Origin of the sequence: Streptomyces sp. NPDC090798, assembly GCF_044768965.1 — a bacterium.
GTDB lineage: Bacteria > Actinomycetota > Actinomycetes > Streptomycetales > Streptomycetaceae > Streptomyces.
The window spans coordinates 75,104-93,833 of the sequence record NZ_JBIVXA010000011.1 but is presented as its reverse complement, the minus strand read 5'-3'; the positions used below and the strand labels follow the sequence as shown (position 1 = coordinate 93,833).

The window sequence follows — 18,730 nt, the reverse complement described above, 5'->3', positions numbered from 1 at the left end:
AGGGTCAGGAGGTCTGGCCCTGCACGCCGCCGCGGGCGGCGTCGTCCGCGCCGTCCTCCTGGCTGCGGTTATGCTCCAGGTTGGTCTTCATGCGATCCACGCGCGCGACGACCTGGGCGGAGGCGCGGTCGCGCTCCTTGCGCAGCACCACGAAACTGATGGGCGCGGAGATCACCAGCGCGAGCAGGACGATCCACATGTAGTTGGAGTCACCCAGGCCGCGCGGCGCGAGGCCCGAGTAGACAAGGCCCCAGACGACCACGAGGCAGCCGGCGAAGACGCCGAGGCGCATCAGTGTGTAGCGGCCCATGTCAATCCACTCTTCCGTTCCGAACCGTTTCGAACGTTCCCAAAGGGCACCGTCCAGTGAAGCACGCCCGGCCCGATCCTCGTGCAGGGGGGCCTCAGTCGCCAGGCGGCAGAGGCAGCAGCATCGTGATCTCGTCACGGTCGTCGCCCGGCGCGACACGCAGCGCGTCGGGCGCCCGGCCGATCTCCTTGTAGCCACAGGAGGCGTAGAAGCGTTCCAGCCCCTCCCCGCCCCGGCAGGTGAGGCGCAGTCCCTCCAGGCCGAGCGCGCGGGCCCGGTCCTCGGCCCCGCGGAGCAGGTCGGCGCCGTAGCCGCGGCCCTGGAGGGCCGGATCGACCATGACGGTGTACAGCCAGGCCCAGTGACGCATGAGGGGGTGGTCGTTGAGGGCGAGGAACGCGGTGGCGGCGAGCCGGCCGTCGGCGGTGAATCCGGCGAGGAGCCGGGTGCGGCCCTCGGCTATCGCGGTGAGGTGGGCCTCGGCGCGGGGGCGTATGTCGACGGCGGTCACCGGCGGCACGAAGCCGACCGCACCGCCCGCGTTGGTGACATCCGTCCAGAGGGTGAGCAGCTGGTCGGGCAGGGGGTGGGTCGGCTTCGCGTCACGGGTGAACAGGGTGAAGGTCAGTGGCACGGCCACCGAGCGTAGACGAAGGTCTTGGCATCCTGGTGCGGAGACCGACCGGAAGCGAAATGCCGGCCCCCTCCGTGGGGAGGGAACCGGCACCGGGGCCGTCATGGGCGTACGACCGGACCGCGCGGCGTCAGACGCGCATCGGCTGCGGCGACTCGCGGCGCGCCGGGTCCGGGCCGTCGTACTCGCGGATGATCTCGTAACGGGTGTTGCGCTCGACCGGCTGGAAGCCCGCGTCGCGGATCAGGTCGAGCAGGTCCTCGCGGGTCAGCTTGTTCGGCGTGCCGTAGTTGTCCGCGTCGTGCGTGATCTTGTACTCGACGACCGAGCCGTCCATGTCGTCGGCACCGTGCTGGAGGGCGAGCTGCGCGGTCTGCACGCCGTGCATCACCCAGAAGACCTTGACGTGCGGCACGTTGTCGAAGAGGAGACGGGAGACCGCGAAGGTCTTCAGGGCCTCGGCGCCGGTCGCCATCTGGGTGCGCGCCTGGAGCCGGTTGCGGACCTTGCCGTCCTTCATGTCCACGAAGTCGTGCTGGTAGCGCAGCGGGATGAAGACCTGGAAGCCGCCGGTCTCGTCCTGGAGCTCACGGAGCCTGAGGACGTGGTCGACGCGGTGGCGGGGCTCCTCGATGTGCCCGTACAGCATCGTGCACGGGGTCTTCAGACCCTTCTCGTGCGCGAGCCGGTGGATGCGCGACCAGTCCTCCCAGTGGGTGCGGTGGTCGACGATGTGCTGGCGGACCTCCCAGTCGAAGATCTCCGCGCCGCCACCGGTCAGGGACTCGAGGCCCGCCTCGATCAGCTCGTCGAGGATCTCCGACGCCGACAGCCCCGAGATGGTCTCGAAGTGGTGGATCTCCGTCGCCGTGAAGGCCTTCAGGGAGACGTTCGGGAGTGCCTTCTTCAGCTCGCTCAGCGACCGCGGGTAGTAGCGCCACGGCAGGTTCGGGTGCAGGCCGTTGACGATGTGCAGCTCGGTGAGGTTGTCGTTCTCCATCGCCTTGGCGAGGCGGACGGCCTCCTCGATGCGCATCGTGTACGCGTCCTTCTCGCCCGGCTTGCGCTGGAACGAGCAGTACGCGCAGGACGCGGTGCACACGTTCGTCATGTTGAGGTGGCGGTTGACGTTGAAATGGACGACGTCGCCGTTCTTCCGCGTGCGCACCTCGTGGGCGAGCCCGCCCAGCCAGGCCAGGTCGTCCGACTCGTACAGCGCGATGCCGTCCTCGCGGGTCAGCCGCTCACCGGCTCGAACCTTCTGCTCCAGCTCGCGCTTGAGCCCGACGTCCATGCCACTACCTCTTCCTAAGACAGCCTTCGTAAACCGTACTCCCCCACCCTCCGGGCGGGAGGGGCCCCATCAGGCACTTCGTGCCCTAACCCTCTTCGGGCAGCTCTCCGACCCGGTTCTCCCACTTCGTGGAGAGCACGATCGTCGTACGGGTCCGGGAGACGCCCTTCGTCCCCGAGAGCCGCCGGATGGTCTTCTCCAGCCCGTCGACATCACTCGCCCGCACCTTGAGCATGAACGAGTCGTCGCCCGCGATGAACCAGCAGTCCTCGATCTCGCCGAGGTCCCGCAGCCGCCGGGCCACGTCCTCGTGGTCCGCGGCGTCGGAGAGTGAGATGCCGATCAGGGCGGTGACGCCGAGACCGAGCGAGGCGGAGTCGACGGTGGCGCGGTAGCCGGTGATGACCCCGGCCGCCTCCAGCCGGTTGATGCGGTCGGTGACGCTGGGTCCCGACAGACCGACGAGGCGCCCCAGCTCCGCGTAGGAGGCCCGGCCGTTCTCTCTCAGGGCCTGGATGAGCTGCCTGTCCACCGCGTCCATGCGATCGCTAGCCTTCCGCTGAAGTGTGTGAGTCGTGAGTGGTGCGATGTTGCTCAGTGGTGCTCGGTCGTGCGTGCCGGGTCGTGCGGGCCGGGTCGTGCGTGCTCGGGTCGTGCGTGCTCGGGTCGTGCGTGCTCGGGTCGTGCGTGCTCGGGTCGTGCGGGCCGGGTCGGGCCGCTCAGGTCGCTCGGGAACCGCCGCCGAGTTCGCCCTCCCACCGGCGGTACAGCCCGTGTTCGACGCCCGCCGCGTCCAGCACCCGCCCGGCGACGAAGTCCACCAGGTCCTGGATGTGCGTGGCACCCGCGTAGAACGCCGGCGAGGCGGGCAGCACGGTGGCGCCCGCGTCGTCCAGGGAGACCAGGTGACGCAGCGTCTGCCCGTTCAACGGGGTCTCGCGGACGGCGACGACGAGCTTGCGCCCCTCCTTGAGCGTCACGCTCGCCGCGCGTTGCAGCAGGTCCTTCGACAGCCCCAGGGCGACTCCGGCCACGCAGGCCGTCGAGGCGGGCACGATCAGCATGCCCTTCGAGGGGTACGAGCCCGAGGACGGCCCCGCCGCCAGGTCACCGGCGCTCCAGTGCCGTACGGCGTCGAGGCGCCCCTCGAAGGCGTCGAAGGTGCCGGGCTTGCCGTCCGCGCCACGCGCCAGCCACACCCGCAGGTCGTCCCGCCAGTGGGCGTCCCGGAAGGAGAGGCCGGTCTCGTCGAGCAGCGTGAGCCGGGAGGCGCGCGAGACCACCAGGTCGACGCTCTCCCCCGCCGCCAGGAGCGCCCGCAGCACAGAGGCGGCGTACGGCGTACCGGAGGCACCCGACACCCCCACGATCCAAGGCCGCCGCTGCGTCTGTCCTGGCTTCATGATGTCGAGGGTATCCGGCGGCTGTCGGGATTCAGACCGTGAGCCCGCGGACCAGCAGATCGAGCAGGGCACACACGAACAGGGCGATGCCGATGAATCCGTTGACTTGGAAGAAGGCGCGGTTCAGACGGGACAGGTCGTGCGGCTTCACGATGGAGTGCTCGTAGAGGAACGCGCCCGCGACGATCAGCAGGCCCAGCCAGAAGAACGCGCCCGCGTCGGTGGCGACGGCGTACCAGGCGAACAGGGCGGTGGTGACGGCGTGGCAGCCGCGCGCCCCCCAGATCGCGGCGGGGATGCCGAAGCGCGCCGGCACCGACATGACCCCGATCTCGCGGTCCGTCTCGACGTCCTGGCAGGCGTAGATCAGGTCGAAGCCGCCGATCCAGATCCCGACCGCGAGCCCCAGGATGGCGGCGTCCCACGACCACTCACCGGAGATCGCCAGCCAGCCGCCGATCGGGCCCATCGCCTGGGCCAGACCCAGGATGGCCTGCGGGAAGTTCGTGAACCGTTTGCCGTACGGGTACACCACCATCGGGATCACGGCGATGGGGGCCAGGGCCAGGCACAGGGGGTTGAGGAGAGCCGCGGCGCCCAGGAAGAAGACCAGCGCGACCAGCGCGCCCGTCCACGCGTGCTTCACGCTCATCGCGCCGGTGACCAGCTCACGGTGGGCCGTGCGCGGGTTGCGGGCGTCGATCTCGCGGTCGATGATCCGGTTCGCCGCCATCGCGAACGTGCGCAGCCCGACCATCGCGATCGTGACGAGCAGCAGCCTGCCCCAGTGGATGTTCTTGTCCCACTCGAACATCGCGGTCAGCGCGGCGATGTAGGCGAAGGGCAGCGCGAAGACGGAGTGCTCGATCATGACGAGCCGGAGGAAGGCCTTGGTGCGCCCCGGCTGCTGCGGGAGCGCGGCGGATGCGCTGGTCACCGGCCGCCCGCCCTTGTGCTGTTGATGGACCTCACAGGCCGTACTCCTTCCAGCGGCGGTCGACCGTCGCCGCCGTCTCCGGGTCGGAGAGAACCATTTCCGGCCATCCCCCGTCCCGGGTGTAACCCTCCTCGGGCCACTTCCTCGTCGCGTCGATGCCCGCCTTGCCGCCCCAGAACTGCTGGTAGGAGGCGTGGTCGAGATGATCGACGGGGCCTTCGACGACGGTGAGGTCGCGGGCGTAGTCGGTGTTGCCGAGGGCCCGCCACGCGACCTCGTGCAGATCGTGGACGTCACAGTCCGAGTCCACGACCACGATGAGTTTCGTGAGGGACATCATGTGTGCCCCCCAGACGGCGTGCATCACCTTCTGGGCGTGCTTGGGGTACTTCTTGTCGATCGCGACGATCGCACAGTTGTGGAAACCGCCGGCCTCGGGGAGGTGGTAGTCCACGATGTCCGGCACGATGATCTTCAGCAGGGGGAGGAAGAAGCGCTCGGTCGCCCGCCCGAGGGGGCCGTCCTCGGTCGGGGGCCGCCCCACGACGATCGACTGGAGCAGCGGCCGCTTGCGCATGGTCACGCAGTCGATGGTCAGCGCCGGGAAGGGCTCCTGGGGCGTGTAGAACCCGGTGTGGTCGCCGAAGGGCCCCTCCGGGAGCATCTCCCCCGGCTCCAGCCACCCTTCGAGCACGACCTCCGCGTTCGCGGGGACCTGCAGCGGAACGGTCTTGCAGTCCACCATCTCGATCCGCTTGCCCTGGATGAACCCGGCGAAGAGGTACTCGTCGATGTCACCGGGCAGCGGGGCGGTGGAGGCGTACGTCACGGCGGGGGGGCACCCGAAGGCGATCGCGACCGGCAGTCGCTCTCCCCTCCTCGCCGCGACCTGGTAGTGGTTGCGGCTGTCCTTGTGGATCTGCCAGTGCATGCCGATGGTGCGCTTGTCGTGGCGTTGGAGGCGGTAGAGCCCGAGGTTGCGGATTCCGCTCTCGGGGTCCTTGGTGTGGGTGAGCCCGAGGTTGAAGAAGGAGCCGCCGTCCTGGGGCCAGGTGAAGAGCGCGGGGAGAGCGTCCAGGTCGACGTCCTCGCCGCGCAGCACGACCTCCTGCACGGGCGCGTTGTCGGACTTGACCTTCTTCGGCGGTACGTGGGTCATCGCGCCGAGCTTGCCGAAGGCCTCGCGTACGCCGACGAAGCCGTGGGGCAGCTCGGGCCTGAGCAGACCGCCGATCTTCTCGCTGATCTCGCCGTACGACTTCAGGCCGAGGGCCTTCAGCAGCCGCCGGTCGGTCCCGAAGACGTTCATGGCGAGCGGCATGGCGGATCCGCGCACGTTCTCGAAGAGCAGGCCCGGTCCACCCGCCTTCTGCACCCGGTCGACGATCTCCCCGACCTCCAGATACGGGTCCACCTCGGCCTTGATGCGCTTGAGGTCGCCCTCGCGCTCCAGCGCCCTCAGCAGGGATCGAAGATCGTCGTAAGCCATGCGTCCAAGTATCGCTGAGGGCCGCCCGGCACCGACGTGCGCCCCACCGCCGTGGGCGGGACCACCCCTCTCGCCCCCGCCGCCCCTACCCGTCCCATCCCAGGGGCTCCGCCCCTTCCACCCCGCCGGGGTCTACGCCCCCGGACCCCCAATCGGCCTGAACGGCCTCGTCCTCAAACGCCGGACGGGCTGGGGGTGCGGACCCGGGTGGGTGGGTGGACGGGATGGGTGGGGCATCGGACTCCACCCTCGTCCTCAAACGCCGGACGGGCTGAAAGATGCGGGCCGGGGTGGATGGGGTGCGGCCTGAACGCCGGACGAGCCGAGGCTTTTGGGGGCGCGGGGAACTGCGCGATCAGCCCCCACCGGCCCGCGGCCGAGGAACCGCCGGGCGCACGGGGGCTCGGGGCGAAGCCCCGCTCTGGGGCCGGGCGGAGCTCCTGGGGCGGTGGGGGCGGGGGAAAGTGTCATACCCCCGTTGAAGTCAGCCGCTACCCTGTGCGCGTCACCGGGGCCCCACACCGCCCCGCCGCCGTCCACTGGGGGACTGTTCCACCATGCTCAGGTATCTGCCGTTCCTGCTGGTCCTGGCGCTGTGGATCTACTCGTTCATCGACTGCCTGAACACGCCGGAGGAAGAGGTCCGCGGCCTGCCCAAGGTGGTGTGGGTGATCGTCATCCTGCTCTTCGGAGAAGTCCTCGTCGGCCCGATCGCTTGGCTCGTCGCGGGCAAGGTCGGCCGGGGCCCGACCCGAGGCGTCACGCCCTCCGAGTGGCACCGCGACCGGCGCCCGCAGTACGTCGCCCCCGACGACAACCCCGAGTTCCTGAACTCCCTCAAGGCGGAGCCCGCCCCCTCCAAGAACGTCAAGGACGAGACGCTCCTGAAGGACTGGGAGGCCGACCTGCGGCGCCGCGAGGAGGAGCTGCGCCGGCGCGAGGCCGGCGAGGAGTCCGAGAGCTGACGCCCGTACAAGGTGTACGCCGACGAGCCTCCTGAAACGGACAGTGCGCCTCTGGCCGGGGGTGGCGGGGCCCCGGACACTTACGGTGCATGACGACCGCTCCCGCCGGCACCACCGCACCGATCACGCCCGAGTACGGCGACAGAGTCATCGCCGTCGAGACGGCGGGTTCGGAACCGATCCCCGACACCGAACGCCACGGCAGTCCGCTCCAGTTGCTGTGGACCTGGGCCTCCCCGAACATCGAGTTCGCGACCGTGTACATCGGCGTGATCTCGGTCCTCTTCTTCGGGCTGAACTTCTGGCAGGCGGCCGCGGCACTGCTGCTGGGCACGGCGCTGGGCGCGCTGACGCAGGGCGTCCTGTCCCTCGACGGACCCCGGTTCGGCGTCCCGCAGATGGTGATCGGCCGCCTCTCCTTCGGCTACCGGGGCAATCTGCTGCCGGCCGGGGTGAACGCCCTGGTGGCGGGCGTGGGCTGGTTCGCCGTGAACAGCGTGAGCGCCGCGTTCGCGCTGAACACACTGACGGGTCTGCGCCCCCTGCCCTCCCTGCTGCTGGTGGTGGCGGTCGAGATCGTCATCGGCTTCATCGGCCACAACTTCGTGCACGCCTTCGAGAAGTACGCGTTCCCGGCGCTGGCGGTGGTGTTCCTGGTGGCGGGGGTGTGGACGTTCGACCACGCGGACCTGGGCACCTCGGGCGGGGGCGGCGGCATCGGCGGCTTCCTGCTGGCGTTCAGCACGGCGTGGGGGTACGCGGCGGGCTGGAACCCGTACGCCACGGACTACTCGCGCTATCTCCCCCGTACGGCGAACAAGTTCAGGACCGCCCTCTACCCTGCCGTCGGACTCTTCCTCTCCGTCGCGATCGTCTCCCTCGTCGGCGCGGCGTCGGCGACGATCGCGGCCCCCGGGAGCGCGACCCCGACGGCCGCATTCACCGGCCATCTCCCGTCCTGGCTTGGCGACTTGGTGCTGCTGTCCATCATTCTGGGCGGTGTCTCGGCCAACGCGCTGAACGTCTACTCCTCCGCCATGTCCATCACCTCGCTCGGCCTGCGACTGCCGGCCTGGCTGGGGCGCGGCGCGCTGGTGGTGCTCTCGGGCGTGGCGGGTACGGCGGCGGCGTGGGCGTCGCTGTCCGACGCCGGGCATGCGTACGAGGCGTTTCTGCTGGTCATCGCGTACTGGATCGGGCCGTGGCTCGGAGTGGTGCTGGTGGAGCGGTGGCTGCGGACCCGTACGCCGGACGACGAGCCGGCCCGGCGCCTGGGCGACCGTGCCTTCACCAACTGGCCCGGTATCACCGCCCTGTTGATCGGTGTGGCGGTCTCGGTTCCGCTCTTCTCCAACCAGGAGAAGTACGTGGGCTGGGTGCCGAAGCACTGGGCGTCCTTCGGCGACATCACCTGCCTGGTGGGCTTCGCGGTGAGCGCGGCGCTGTACGCGCTGCTGCGGCGGACGCCCCGCACGGGCTGAGCGGTCAGCCCGTGGTGCTCAGCGGCGACGCCTGTTCGGCGTACCCCACCCATCGGTTCACGGCGCCGGGTCCTCACGCAGGACCAGGTCGAGAAGTCCCGGGAAGCGGGCCTCGAACTCCTCGCGCCGTAGGCGGTTGACGCGCTTGGGGCCCTCGTCACGCTGCTCCACCAGGCCCGCCCCGCGCAGCACCGCGAAGTGGTGGCTGAGGGCCGCCTTGCCGACGGGCACATCGAAGCTGCCGCAACTCCGCGCCCACGCCGCCGAGTCGGCCAACTCCCTTACGAGAGTGAGGCGTACGGGGTCGGCCAGGGCGGCGAGGGCGGCCTGGACCGGCACGTCGTCGGGATGGGTGTGCTCCGGGGCGGCTCTGTGACCCGCTCGTTCCGCCACGCCGACTCCCCTCAGATCTTTCACACCTTGCCGAGTGTTCGATGAAAACCATACACTCCCGAGTGTTCGGTTTTCATTGAACAGTCGAGCCGACGAGTTCTCGTGAGAGGTGTGCCATGCGCGCGGTCGAGATCCAGGAGTACGGCGGTCCCGAGGTGCTGAGGGTCGTCGAGGCGGAGGTGCCCGAGCCCGGTCCGGGGCGGGTGAGCATCGACGTGGCGTACACCGGTGTGAACTTCGCCGACCTCAAGGCACGGTCCGAGGGCTACCGCGTGCCCGCCCTGCCCTTCGTCCCCGGTCTGGAGGTCTCGGGCCGTGTCCGGGGCCTCGGCACGGGGGTCACCGGCCTCGCCGTGGGGCAGGAGGTGGCGGCCCTGACGCAGGGCGGCGCGTACGCGGACGTCGTCGTGGCCGACGCGGTGACCGTCTTCCCGCTGCCGCCCGGCGTGGGCCTGCGCACCGGCGCGACCCTCCCCACCGTGCTGCCCACCGCGTACGCCCTGATCCACACCGTGGGCCGGCTCCAGCCCGGCGAGAGGGTGCTCGTGCAGGGCGCGGCGGGTGGGGTGGGCACGGTGCTCGGGCAACTGGCGAGCGCGGCGGGGGCCGGGGCGGTCTACGGGGTGGTGTCGGGTGCGGCGAAGGCCGAGTACGCGCGGGAGCACGGTTATGACGAGGTCTTCGTCACCTCCTCCGCCTCCTTCGCGAAGGAGGTGCGCGAGGCGACGGACGGTCGCGGGGTCGACCTGGCCCTCGACCCGGTCGGTGGCGAAACCCTCCGGGCCTCCCTCGACTCCCTCGCCCCCTTCGGCCGCCTGGTCTCCTTCGGCAACGCGAGCGGGGCGCAGCCGTGGCAGGTGGGCCAGCCCGACCTCTACCCCCTGGCCCTGTCGGTCTCCGGCTTCTCCATCCTCACCCTGGCCCGGACGGCCCCGGCCGAACTGCGCGCCCTCACCGAACGCGCCTTCCGGACAGTGGTCGACGGGGTGGTGTCCCTGCCGGTGACAGCGGAGTTCGCCCTGTCGGACGCGGCGGAGGCGCACCGGCTGATGGGGGCGCGGACGAGCACGGGGAAGCTGCTGTTGCGCGCCGACCGCACGGCCGGGGAAGCCGATATCGCGTAACAACAACTCCTCAGGACTGTCAGTCCCCTCGGCTAGCCTCCCTCGCCATGACCTCTCACCCCTCGACCTCCCGCCCCTCGACCTCCCGCCCGGACGCCACCAGGGCGTCGTACGACACCGTCGCCGTCGACTACGGCGAGCTCCTCAAGGCCGAGTTGGAGCACAAGCCCTTCGACCGGGCCATGCTCGCCGCCTTCGCGGAGAAGGTGCGGGACGGCGGGGGCGGACAGGTCGCGGACCTCGGGTGCGGGCCGGGGCGGGTGACGATCCACCTCGAGGGTCTCGGGCTGGACGCGTACGGGGTCGATCTGTCGCCGCAGATGGTCGCCGTGGCCCGGCGCAGCCATCCGCACCTCCGCTTCGAGGTGGGCACGATGGCGGACCTCGACATCGAGGACGCCGCACTCGCCGGGGCTCTCGTCTGGTACTCCACCGTGCACACGCCGTTGGACGAACTTCCGCTGTTCTTCCGGGAGTTCCACCGGATCCTGGCACCGGGCGGTCATCTGCTGATCGCCTTCAAGGTGGGCGACGAGCGCGTGCACCTCGGCCACGCGTACGGCCATGACCTGGACCTCGACGTCTACCGCTTCCCACCCGAGCGCGTCGCCGAACTGCTGCGCGAGGCGGGGCTGGTGGAGGTCGCCCGCCTCGTCCGCGAGGCCGACGCCCACGAGAACACCCCGCAGGCGTTCGTCCTGGCCCGCAAGCCGGAACCCTCGGCGTGACGCGTTCGTCGCCCTGGCGTACGGCATCGCCGAGGTGGTGTCCGGGGTGTGACGTTCGATCGAGGGTCCCGCCGATACTTTTGTCGGCCCTCCGTAGACCATCGGCGGACTGCGGGGCCCAGGGCCGCTTCCCAGACTGGAGTCCGGAAGACGGACACGGGGAGGCGCGATGCGGGGGATCACTCGGGCACGGTTCATGGGGATGGCCGCGGGGGCCGGGGGCGCGGTGGTGCTGCCGGCCGGGCGGGCCGGGGCGACGGGCCGTCGGCCGGGGCTGACACACCGGGGTGTGGTGTACGAGGTGACGGACGGGGAGACGCCGAGCACCGGGTGGAGCCCCGGACGCATGCGCCGCGACCTGCGCGCCATCGCGCACGACCTGCACGCCGACTCCGTCAAGGTCACCGGCGACGGCGTCGAACGGCTCGCCGCCACCGCGGCCGAGGCGGCGGAGCTCGGTCTGAACGTCTGGCTGGAGCCGACCCTGGGCGACGTACCGGAACGCGAGATCCTCGACCACCTCGCGGAGACGGGCCGGTTCGCCGAGCGGCTGCGGCGGCGGGGCGCGGGAGTGCATCTCAGTGTCGGCTGCGAGTTCGTGCTGTACGTGCCCGGGATCGTGCCGGGCGCCAACGCCCAGGAGCGCGTCGAGCATCTGCTCAAGGGCGACTTCGACCCCGTACGGATGGCGCGGCGCCTGCACCGGTTCACGGCGAGGGCGGCGTCCGTGGGCAGGTCCGTCTTCCACGGGCGGCTCACGTACGCCGCAGCGCGGGACGAGGACGTCGACTGGGGCCTCTTCGACCTCGTCGGTGTCGACTACTACGGCTGGTTCCGGGACCGGAACGCCTACGTCCGCGACCTCACCGCGCTGCGGCGCTTCGGGAAGCCCGTCGCCGTCATGGAGTTCGGCTGCTGCACCTTCGAGGGCGCGCCGGAGAAGGGCGGCATGGGCTGGGACGTCGTCGACTACGGCAAGGAACCGCCGGAGATCAGGGGCGGTCTCGTCCGCAGTGAGCACACGCAGGCCGTCTATCTGACGGACGTGCTGTCGGTGTTCGAGTCGATGGGCCTGTACTCGGCGATGGCGTACACCTTCGTCACCCCCGACGCCCCGCACCGCCCCGGCGACCCCCGCCACGACCTCGACATGGCGAGCTACGGCATCGTGAAGACGATCGAGGACCGCCACGGCGGCTGGCACTGGGAACCGAAGGAGTCCTTCCGCGCGCTGGCCCGGCAGTACGCACGGGCCCGCGCACACACCTGCTGAGGGTCGGGTCAGGCCACCGTCCGCAGGCCGCCGCCCGCGGTCGCCGGCACCCCCCGCACGATCCGGTGCGCGCACAGGGCCGCGAGCAGCTCCCCCAGGAGGTCCGGGTCGTCGATCTCCAGGCCCAGGAGGGATTCGATGCGTTCCAGGCGCTGGTAGAGGGACTGCCGGCCGATGTGGAGCAGGGCCGCCGTACGGGTGGGTGAGCAGCCGTGGCGGAGGTGGATCTCCAGGGTGCGGACGAGGTCGCTGGGGTGGGCGGCCTCCCAGGTCAGCAAGGGACCCAGGGTGTGCTGGACCAGGCGGGCGAGGCGGTCGCGGTTGGCGTCCACACCGCCTCGGGTCAGCTCGCGTTCCAGGGTGAGGGCACGCGAGGAGGTGACGACCGGGCCGCCGGTCGGGCCGGGTTCGGCGGACGGCACGGTGAGCGCCAGTTCCAGGGTCGTCCGGGCCGCCCGCAGTGTCTCGCTCCAGCGCAGCCAGCCGCCGCCCGCGAGGACCGCGGGCCCGACCGCCACGGTCACCCCGGCCTCGGCGACCGTCCGGAAGGCCTCCTGCACGGCCCGTACGGCATCCCGCCGCGCCGTCACCGTCCGTACGGCGTCGTCCGCCATCGCCACCAGCGCCAGTACGTCCCCCGGGAACGCCGCCCGCAGCACCGCGACCCCGCCCAGGGAGCGCGCCGCCCGGTCGACCACACCCAGCTCGCGCGCCCCGTGCGCCGACACCCCCACCAGCCGTGCGCCCGGCCCCGGATGGAACCCGGCGAGCGCCGCGCGTGCCTCCACCTCAGGCTGGTTGAGGGCCTGCCCGTCGGCGAGATCGGCAAGCAGGGCGGCGGTGTGGTCGCCGCCCCAGGGCCGTACGGAAGCCGCCCGCCCCGACAGACCGCGCGCCACGATCGCCCGGTTCGCTGCCTCGGTGATGCGGACGAAGGGCACCACCCGGTGCAGGGCGAGCAGCGGCAGCCCGAGCCGCCGGGCCTCGTCGACGACCTCCTCCGGCATCCGCACCAGCGACCGTCCGACCTCCACCGCGAGCCCCGCCGCTCCGCGCGCGGCCAGCTCGCGGACGTAGCGCCGCCGGGTGTCCTCGTCCGCGTCGGTCAGCCCGAAGCCGTTGGTGAGGAGCAGTTCGCCGCCGTCGAGGAAGTTCGCCCCCTCGTACACCTCGCTCGAATGCACCCAGCGGACCGGGCGGTCCAGGGCGCCTTCGCCGGCGAGGAGTTCGGGCTCGCTGCCGCGGACGGGGTCGAGGGCCAGGATGTCGCGGAGGGTGAGTGCGGGCACGGGAGCCTCCTTCAGGCGCTGACAGTCCGTCCGGGTGCGGGTTGCCGGGAGAGTACTTTCCGCACGTTGCCCTCGTGTTTCGGCCACAGGAGAGTGGAGTCATGGAGCACATTGATCAGGCACGGGCACGGGTGTGGCTGTCGACCGCCGTCGCGGAGGCCCGCGCCGGGCTGGCGGAGGGCGGTATCCCCATCGGCGCGGCGCTGTACGGCGCGGACGGCGCGCTTCTCGGCCGCGGCCACAACCGGCGGGTCCAGGACGGCGACCCTTCCCTGCACGCGGAGATCTCGGCGTTCCGCAATGCGGGACGACAGCGTTCGTACCGCGGTACGACCATGGTGACGACCCTGTCGCCGTGCTGGTACTGCTCCGGCCTGGTGCGCCAGTTCGGCATCTCGCGGGTCGTGGTGGGCGAGGCGGAGACCTTCCACGGCGGACACGACTGGCTGGCCGAGCACGGCGTGGAGATCGTGCTCCTGGACGACCCCGAGTGCGCCGCGCTGATGCGCGACTTCATCAAGGACAACCCGGCTCTGTGGAACGAGGACATTGGTGAGTAGCACCCCGAGCAGCCCCCGTACCCCCGGTACCCCGCGCATCCCGACCATCGACCTGCGGCCCTGGCTGGACGGCGACCCCGAGGCCCGTACCGTCATCGCCCGCACCGTCGACGAAGCCCTCCAGAGCGCCGGTTTCCTCCTCGTCACCGGACACGGTGTGGACCCGGCCCTGCGCACCCGCATCCGCGAGGCCGCCCGGGGCTTCTTCACCCTCCCCACGGAGGTCAAGCAGCCGTACGCCGTCCAGGTCGGCGGGCGCGGCTGGCTCGGCCCGGGAGCCGAGGCCAACGGATACTCGGAGGGTACCCAGACACCCCCCGACCTCAAGGAGTCGCTGACCTTCGCGACGCACGAGCCCTTCGAGGACCCGGAGACCAACGCGGAGTGGTACGCGCCCAACGTCTGGCCCGCCGAGGCCCCCGAGCTGCAAAAACTCTGCGCGGAGTACCTGGCGGGGATGGGCGGGCTGGAGAACCACCTGCTGGCCCTCCTGGGTGAGGCCCTCGGTCTGGAGCCTGACTTCTTCACCCGGCACATGAACCACCCGACGTACGGCTTCAACATCAACTGGTACCCGGGGACGGAGGTCGTCGGGGAGCCGGAGCCCGGCCAGTTCCGTATCGGCCCGCACACCGACTTCGGCACCGTCACCATCCTCGACCGTCAGGCCGGCAAGGGCGGGCTGCAGGTCTACACGGACGAGGGCGGCTGGGAGGACGCGCCCTTCGATCCGGCGGCGTTCACGATCAACATCGGTGACCTGATGGCCCGTTGGACGGGTGACCGGTGGCGCTCGGGCCGGCACCGCGTGCTGCCCCCGCCCGCCGACGCGCCGGCCGAGGAGCTGATGTCGCTGGTCTACTTCGGCGAGTGCACGCCGGGGACGGTGGTGGAGTCGGTGCCCGCGCCGGTGGGACGCGTCGCGTATCCGCCGGTCGACTCCCATGTTTATCTGCGCGAAAAGCTGGATTCGATCACCGTGGGGTAGACGGGCGAAAATGCGCGGACAACTTTCGTAACCAAACGGACATCACGTGCCCTAGTCCGAATCAACTCCCCCTTTTTACACTGGTGTTGATAGACCTCACAGCAGCACAGAGCAGGACCGGACCGCGCCAGGGGGAGATGCGGTGCACAGAGGGCTGCACGGACGCGGAGCGTTGTTCGACACGGATCCGCCCGGTCTTGCACTACGGCTCGTCGGCCTGCGCCCGTACCAGCTGCGCTCGTCCCCGTACGAACACCCGAAGGAACTGCCCTTCGTGGTGTTCGCGGGCGGTCGGGGGCTCGGCAAGAGCGCCGTACTGCGGGAGCTGCGCGACGCGTATCGCGGCCACACGCCCATCGCGCTGATCGACGGCGAGGAGCGGCAGTTCGCCGGGCCGCCCGCCGAGCGGCCCGCGGAGTCCTGGTCGCCGGTGGGACAGGCGCTCACCACCATCGCCGAGCAGCTCGCGGAGCCGGTGACCGGTGCCGGACGGATCGGATTTCCGCGCCTGACGTCCGGGCTGCTGGCCGTCGCGGCGGGCGGCTGGAGCGACCGTGACGTGCCCCGCATCCGGCAGGAGGCGGAGCGGATCCTGCTGCTGAACGAGACCGGCTCATGGCTCTCGGGGTTCGCGGGCCGCTGGGTGAGCAAGGTCGTCTCCAAGCTCATCGCCTCGCTCAGCGGTACGGGTCCCGTGATAGCGCCGATCATCGAAGCCACCCTGGAGGCGTTCGCCGAGGGGATCGGCCCCGCTCCCCGCCGGCTTCGCAGGGCCGCCACCTGGTACCGCGACTATCCGAACGCGGGCGGCAATCCGAAGCTCGGCCTGATCCTGCTCTCCTCGCACTTCCGCGCGGGCGGCGACTCCCGCACCCATGCCGAGCGCTATCTCGTACGGGCTCTGCTGGCCGACCTCGACGACGCGTACGCGGGGGTCATGCAGCGCTCGCACCGGCTGGGCCGCCCGGTCGTGCTGATCGACAACGTGCAGGAACGGGCGGGCCTCGGCCTGATGGAACCGGTGCTGCGCGACCGCGCCGACGGTATCGCCGACCACGTCGTCTTCTTCGCCGCCCTGCGCGGATACACCCATGGGGCGCTGCGCAACGCGAGCCGCCGCACCCTCCCCGAGGTCGCCCGGCACACCGGCTGGGAGCCGGGCACCTCGCCCTCCTCGCGGGCGCTGCTCGTCGCGCTGCCGCCGCTGACCCCGGACGACACCCTGCACCTCGTCGGCGGCGTCTCGCAGGGCCTCGCCGTCCCCGCTCAACTCCCGCACGCCACCCACCGGCTGTCCGGCGGCAGCCCACTCGGCGTCACCCTCCTCGCGGAGTCCGCCCGCCAGAACCTGCCCCAAGGAGCCAAGTCCCTCGGCGAGTTGCTCACCTCCGACGTCGCCGTCCACGAGGACAACGACGGCCGGCCCACCTATCAGGAGCTGCTCGACCGGCTCGTACCCGGTGGCCGGCTCGACGAGCTGACCGTGCTCGCCGCGGCCCACGACCGCGACTCGGCCTGCGTGCTCGCGGAGGTCCAGCTCTCCGACGACTTCGGCGCGTCGGGGGTCCTCGCACTGGAGGAACGACTCACGGAGGAAGGCTGGACGAGCGCCGCCGGACAGTTCGTGGGCGATCCGTTCCTGCGCGCGCTGCTCCTGCTGCGGCTGCACCACGACGACCCCGACCACGCACGCTGGCGGTCCGTGCACCGCACCCTCATCGACCACTACGGCGACGGGGACAGGCCGGACAGCGCCCGCTATCGGCTGCACCACGAACTCGCCCTCGGCAAGGCCGACTTCGCGGTGGCGCATCTGCGCGACACCTTCCCGCGCACCGACACCGGGTCCTGGCTGTCCTCGCTCGTCTTCATCGCGTCCGCGCCCTACTACCACGCCCACGACCCGGACGGCCGCGACTTCGCCGGCCACGGCGGTCACGACGACCGGGCGGCCGTCGCGCTCGGCCGCACCGACGCCGCCCAGCAGCCGCCGGACAGCGTGGACGCCGTACTGCACTTGCGGGTACGACGGCTGCTGCACGCGGTCTGGCAGCTCACCGATCCGCTGGTGCTGCCGGATCCGAAAGTGTCCGACCGGCTCCGTTTCGAGCTGGAGCAGCTGTCGAACCTGCGGCCCGCGGGCAACCCGCTGCTGTGGCGGGCCTCGCGGGAGTGGCCGTCGGACGCGCTCGCCGGACGCCCCCTGCGCATCCCTGGTGACGACGACGAGAACGGGAACGGGGACCTGTGATGGCGCGCTTGTGGACCTGGCTGCGCGAGGACGTCTGGGAGATTCGCTTCCGCAGGTACGTCGCGCTGACCCTCGCGGCGGTGCTCGCGGGCCTCGGCGTCTGGGGCGGTATGACGGCCACCAAGGAGAATCGCTCCTGCGCGCCCGGGGTCGTCCAGCCGAAGGGCAGCGACGAGTGCGTGGGCGTCTCGTGGACGACGTACGCCTTCGGGCGTGCGCAGTTCGCCGACACCGTACGGGCCATCCACCGCGAGAACGCCCGTCTGGCGCCCGGCGGTTACGTCACCGTCGCGCTCCTCGAACCCTTCACCGCCACCGACGCCGACAACCTGGGCGATGTGCTGCACGAGCTCCAGGGCGCCTATCTGGCCCAGTACCAGGCCAACCACGACACCACCGGCCTGAAGCCGAAGATCCGCCTGGTGCTGGCCAACCCCGGCTCCACCGGCACGTACTGGCAGCACACGGTCGACCAGCTGGTGGGCATGACGGGAAGCTCCGACCGGCTGCGCGCGGTGACCGGGGTCGGCCTGAGCACCGACAACAACAAGAAGGCCGTCAAGGAGCTGACCCGCCGGGGCATCCCGGTGATAGGGAGTTCGATCACCGCCGACGACCTGGCCAACGGGCAGCACGGCAAGGACCCGTTCCCCGGCCTCGCCCGGGTCTCCCCCACCAACACCGACGAGGCACGCGCGCTCGCCTCCTTCGCCAAGGTCTCCGCCGCCAACGCCTTCCTCGTCTACGACCGCACCGGCGACCCGTACACGCGCACGATCCAGGCGTCCTTCGAGAAGATGCTCAAGGGCTCGCGCTACGAGGCCCAGCCGTTCACGCCGCCCGCCGACCGCAGCAAGGAGGGCAGCACCTCCAACGTCTTCATGCAGATCACCAACATCCTCTGCAACACGCCGGCCACCACGAACACCATCCTGTTCGCGGGGCGCCACACCCAGCTGCGCCAGTTCATCAACATGCTGGGCCAGCGCGGCTGCCACGACCGCCGGTTCACCGTGCTCACCGGCGACGAGGGCTCCTACCTCGCCGGGGACAAGGACCTCGACCCGGCCGCCCTCAAGGACCCGCTGCTGACCGTCCGCTACACGTCCCTGGCCCACCCGGACGCCTGGCTGAAGGACACCGCGAAGACGGGCGGCAGCGCGGCCGACGCGAAGGTGCTGCGGTCGCTTCTGGGGAGTGCGGGGAAGGAGCCGGTCGGGCCCCTCGGTCCGATCGCCCTGGACGACGGCCAGCTGATCATCGCGTACGACGCCATGCGGCTCGCCGTGCGCGGTATCCGCGGGGCGTCGCCGACGGGGAAGATCCCGGCGCTCGCGGACGTCGGGCTCCAGTGGCCGCAGGTCAAGGGCAAGGAGCTGCGGGTGAACGGGGCGAGCGGGTGGATCTGTCTGGACGCCCACGGCAATCCGTACGACAAGGCGGTGCCGATCGTGCAGCTGACGCCCGAGTCCAGGGCTCGCTTTGTGAAGATCGCGTGGCCTGAGGGGAAGCCCCCGGCTACGGCGTGCCTGCCGCCGGCCTGACAGGGGGCGCCGATGGGGGATCGGTGGTTCGTACGTGCGGGCCGTATGTGGCTGGGCGCGCAGTTCC

18 protein-coding genes are annotated in these 18,730 nt (G+C 71.0%); 9 read left to right on the top strand and 9 right to left on the bottom strand.

What is annotated here, in order from left to right:
* Nucleotides 1-4: 4 nt before the first annotated feature.
* The 7 genes from ACIQTP_RS24255 to ACIQTP_RS24225 all read right to left on the bottom strand — a co-directional run bounded on the left by ACIQTP_RS24255 (nucleotide 5) and on the right by ACIQTP_RS24225 (nucleotide 6,067).
* The gene (locus ACIQTP_RS24255) at nucleotides 5-310 is read right to left on the bottom strand and encodes a DUF4229 domain-containing protein (protein WP_403402946.1); all 306 of its coding nucleotides are present in this window, start codon (nucleotides 308-310) and stop codon (nucleotides 5-7) included.
* A 94-nt stretch (nucleotides 311-404) separates the two neighbouring features.
* On the bottom strand, nucleotides 405-944 hold the full coding sequence (locus ACIQTP_RS24250; RefSeq protein ID WP_403402944.1) for a GNAT family N-acetyltransferase: 540 nt from the start codon (nucleotides 942-944) through the stop codon (nucleotides 405-407).
* Between the two features lie 130 nt (nucleotides 945-1,074).
* Entirely contained in the window at nucleotides 1,075-2,238 is a 1,164-nt protein-coding gene (gene mqnE / locus ACIQTP_RS24245) for an aminofutalosine synthase MqnE (protein ID WP_054232131.1), read from the bottom strand.
* Between the two features lie 85 nt (nucleotides 2,239-2,323).
* Nucleotides 2,324-2,779: an Lrp/AsnC family transcriptional regulator gene (locus ACIQTP_RS24240; protein WP_101400019.1), complete on the bottom strand. Its 456-nt coding sequence runs from the start codon at nucleotides 2,777-2,779 to the stop codon at nucleotides 2,324-2,326.
* Between the two features lie 178 nt (nucleotides 2,780-2,957).
* A complete protein-coding gene (locus ACIQTP_RS24235) occupies nucleotides 2,958-3,641 on the bottom strand; it encodes a UbiX family flavin prenyltransferase (RefSeq protein WP_402034444.1) in 684 nt (227 codons plus the stop codon).
* A gap of 31 nt (nucleotides 3,642-3,672) precedes the next feature.
* A complete protein-coding gene (gene mqnP / locus ACIQTP_RS24230; RefSeq protein WP_402034442.1) occupies nucleotides 3,673-4,578 on the bottom strand; it encodes a menaquinone biosynthesis prenyltransferase MqnP in 906 nt (301 codons plus the stop codon).
* Nucleotides 4,579-4,609: 31 nt separating this feature from the next.
* Nucleotides 4,610-6,067: a menaquinone biosynthesis decarboxylase gene (locus ACIQTP_RS24225; protein WP_403402938.1), complete on the bottom strand. Its 1,458-nt coding sequence runs from the start codon at nucleotides 6,065-6,067 to the stop codon at nucleotides 4,610-4,612.
* A 557-nt stretch (nucleotides 6,068-6,624) separates the two neighbouring features.
* Here ACIQTP_RS24225 and ACIQTP_RS24220 point away from each other — a divergent pair.
* Both ACIQTP_RS24220 and ACIQTP_RS24215 read left to right on the top strand, forming a co-directional pair.
* Nucleotides 6,625-7,032 carry a PLD nuclease N-terminal domain-containing protein gene (locus ACIQTP_RS24220; RefSeq protein WP_403402935.1) on the top strand — a complete coding sequence of 136 codons (408 nt, stop codon included), beginning with the start codon at nucleotides 6,625-6,627 and terminating at the stop codon, nucleotides 7,030-7,032.
* Between the two features lie 89 nt (nucleotides 7,033-7,121).
* A complete protein-coding gene (locus ACIQTP_RS24215) occupies nucleotides 7,122-8,513 on the top strand; it encodes a purine-cytosine permease family protein (protein ID WP_403402932.1) in 1,392 nt (463 codons plus the stop codon).
* Between the two features lie 57 nt (nucleotides 8,514-8,570).
* On the opposite strand, the gene ACIQTP_RS24210 is transcribed toward ACIQTP_RS24215, so the two are convergent.
* Nucleotides 8,571-8,906 (bottom strand): ArsR/SmtB family transcription factor, encoded by a 336-nt coding sequence (locus ACIQTP_RS24210; protein ID WP_403402929.1) that lies wholly within the window; start codon nucleotides 8,904-8,906, stop codon nucleotides 8,571-8,573.
* A gap of 116 nt (nucleotides 8,907-9,022) precedes the next feature.
* Between ACIQTP_RS24210 and ACIQTP_RS24205 the strand changes: the two genes are divergently transcribed.
* The 3 genes from ACIQTP_RS24205 to ACIQTP_RS24195 all read left to right on the top strand — a co-directional run bounded on the left by ACIQTP_RS24205 (nucleotide 9,023) and on the right by ACIQTP_RS24195 (nucleotide 12,031).
* Nucleotides 9,023-10,030, top strand: coding sequence for a zinc-binding alcohol dehydrogenase family protein (locus tag ACIQTP_RS24205; RefSeq protein WP_403402926.1), 1,008 nt, complete (start codon nucleotides 9,023-9,025; stop codon nucleotides 10,028-10,030).
* 47 nt (nucleotides 10,031-10,077) lie between these two features.
* Nucleotides 10,078-10,758 carry a class I SAM-dependent DNA methyltransferase gene (locus ACIQTP_RS24200; RefSeq protein ID WP_403402924.1) on the top strand — a complete coding sequence of 227 codons (681 nt, stop codon included), beginning with the start codon at nucleotides 10,078-10,080 and terminating at the stop codon, nucleotides 10,756-10,758.
* A gap of 169 nt (nucleotides 10,759-10,927) precedes the next feature.
* On the top strand, nucleotides 10,928-12,031 hold the full coding sequence (locus ACIQTP_RS24195; RefSeq protein WP_403402921.1) for an abortive phage infection protein: 1,104 nt from the start codon (nucleotides 10,928-10,930) through the stop codon (nucleotides 12,029-12,031).
* Between the two features lie 8 nt (nucleotides 12,032-12,039).
* Here ACIQTP_RS24195 and ACIQTP_RS24190 read toward each other — a convergent pair whose 3' ends face one another.
* Nucleotides 12,040-13,320, bottom strand: a complete 1,281-nt coding sequence (locus ACIQTP_RS24190; protein WP_403402918.1) for a PucR family transcriptional regulator — start codon at nucleotides 13,318-13,320, stop codon at nucleotides 12,040-12,042.
* A 101-nt stretch (nucleotides 13,321-13,421) separates the two neighbouring features.
* Between ACIQTP_RS24190 and ACIQTP_RS24185 the strand changes: the two genes are divergently transcribed.
* The 4 genes from ACIQTP_RS24185 to ACIQTP_RS24170 all read left to right on the top strand — a co-directional run bounded on the left by ACIQTP_RS24185 (nucleotide 13,422) and on the right by ACIQTP_RS24170 (nucleotide 18,663).
* Nucleotides 13,422-13,880 carry a nucleoside deaminase gene (locus ACIQTP_RS24185; protein WP_403402915.1) on the top strand — a complete coding sequence of 153 codons (459 nt, stop codon included), beginning with the start codon at nucleotides 13,422-13,424 and terminating at the stop codon, nucleotides 13,878-13,880.
* Nucleotides 13,873-14,868 carry an isopenicillin N synthase family dioxygenase gene (locus tag ACIQTP_RS24180; protein ID WP_403402912.1) on the top strand — a complete coding sequence of 332 codons (996 nt, stop codon included), beginning with the start codon at nucleotides 13,873-13,875 and terminating at the stop codon, nucleotides 14,866-14,868. Before ACIQTP_RS24185 ends, ACIQTP_RS24180 begins: the two co-directional genes overlap by 8 nt.
* Nucleotides 14,869-15,010: 142 nt before the next feature.
* Nucleotides 15,011-17,119 carry a hypothetical protein gene (locus ACIQTP_RS24175; RefSeq protein ID WP_403402909.1) on the top strand — a complete coding sequence of 703 codons (2,109 nt, stop codon included), beginning with the start codon at nucleotides 15,011-15,013 and terminating at the stop codon, nucleotides 17,117-17,119.
* A complete protein-coding gene (locus ACIQTP_RS24170) occupies nucleotides 17,119-18,663 on the top strand; it encodes an ABC transporter substrate-binding protein (protein WP_403402906.1) in 1,545 nt (514 codons plus the stop codon). The genes ACIQTP_RS24175 and ACIQTP_RS24170 overlap by 1 nt, the downstream gene beginning before the upstream one ends.
* The last annotated feature ends 67 nt before the right edge of the window (nucleotides 18,664-18,730 follow it).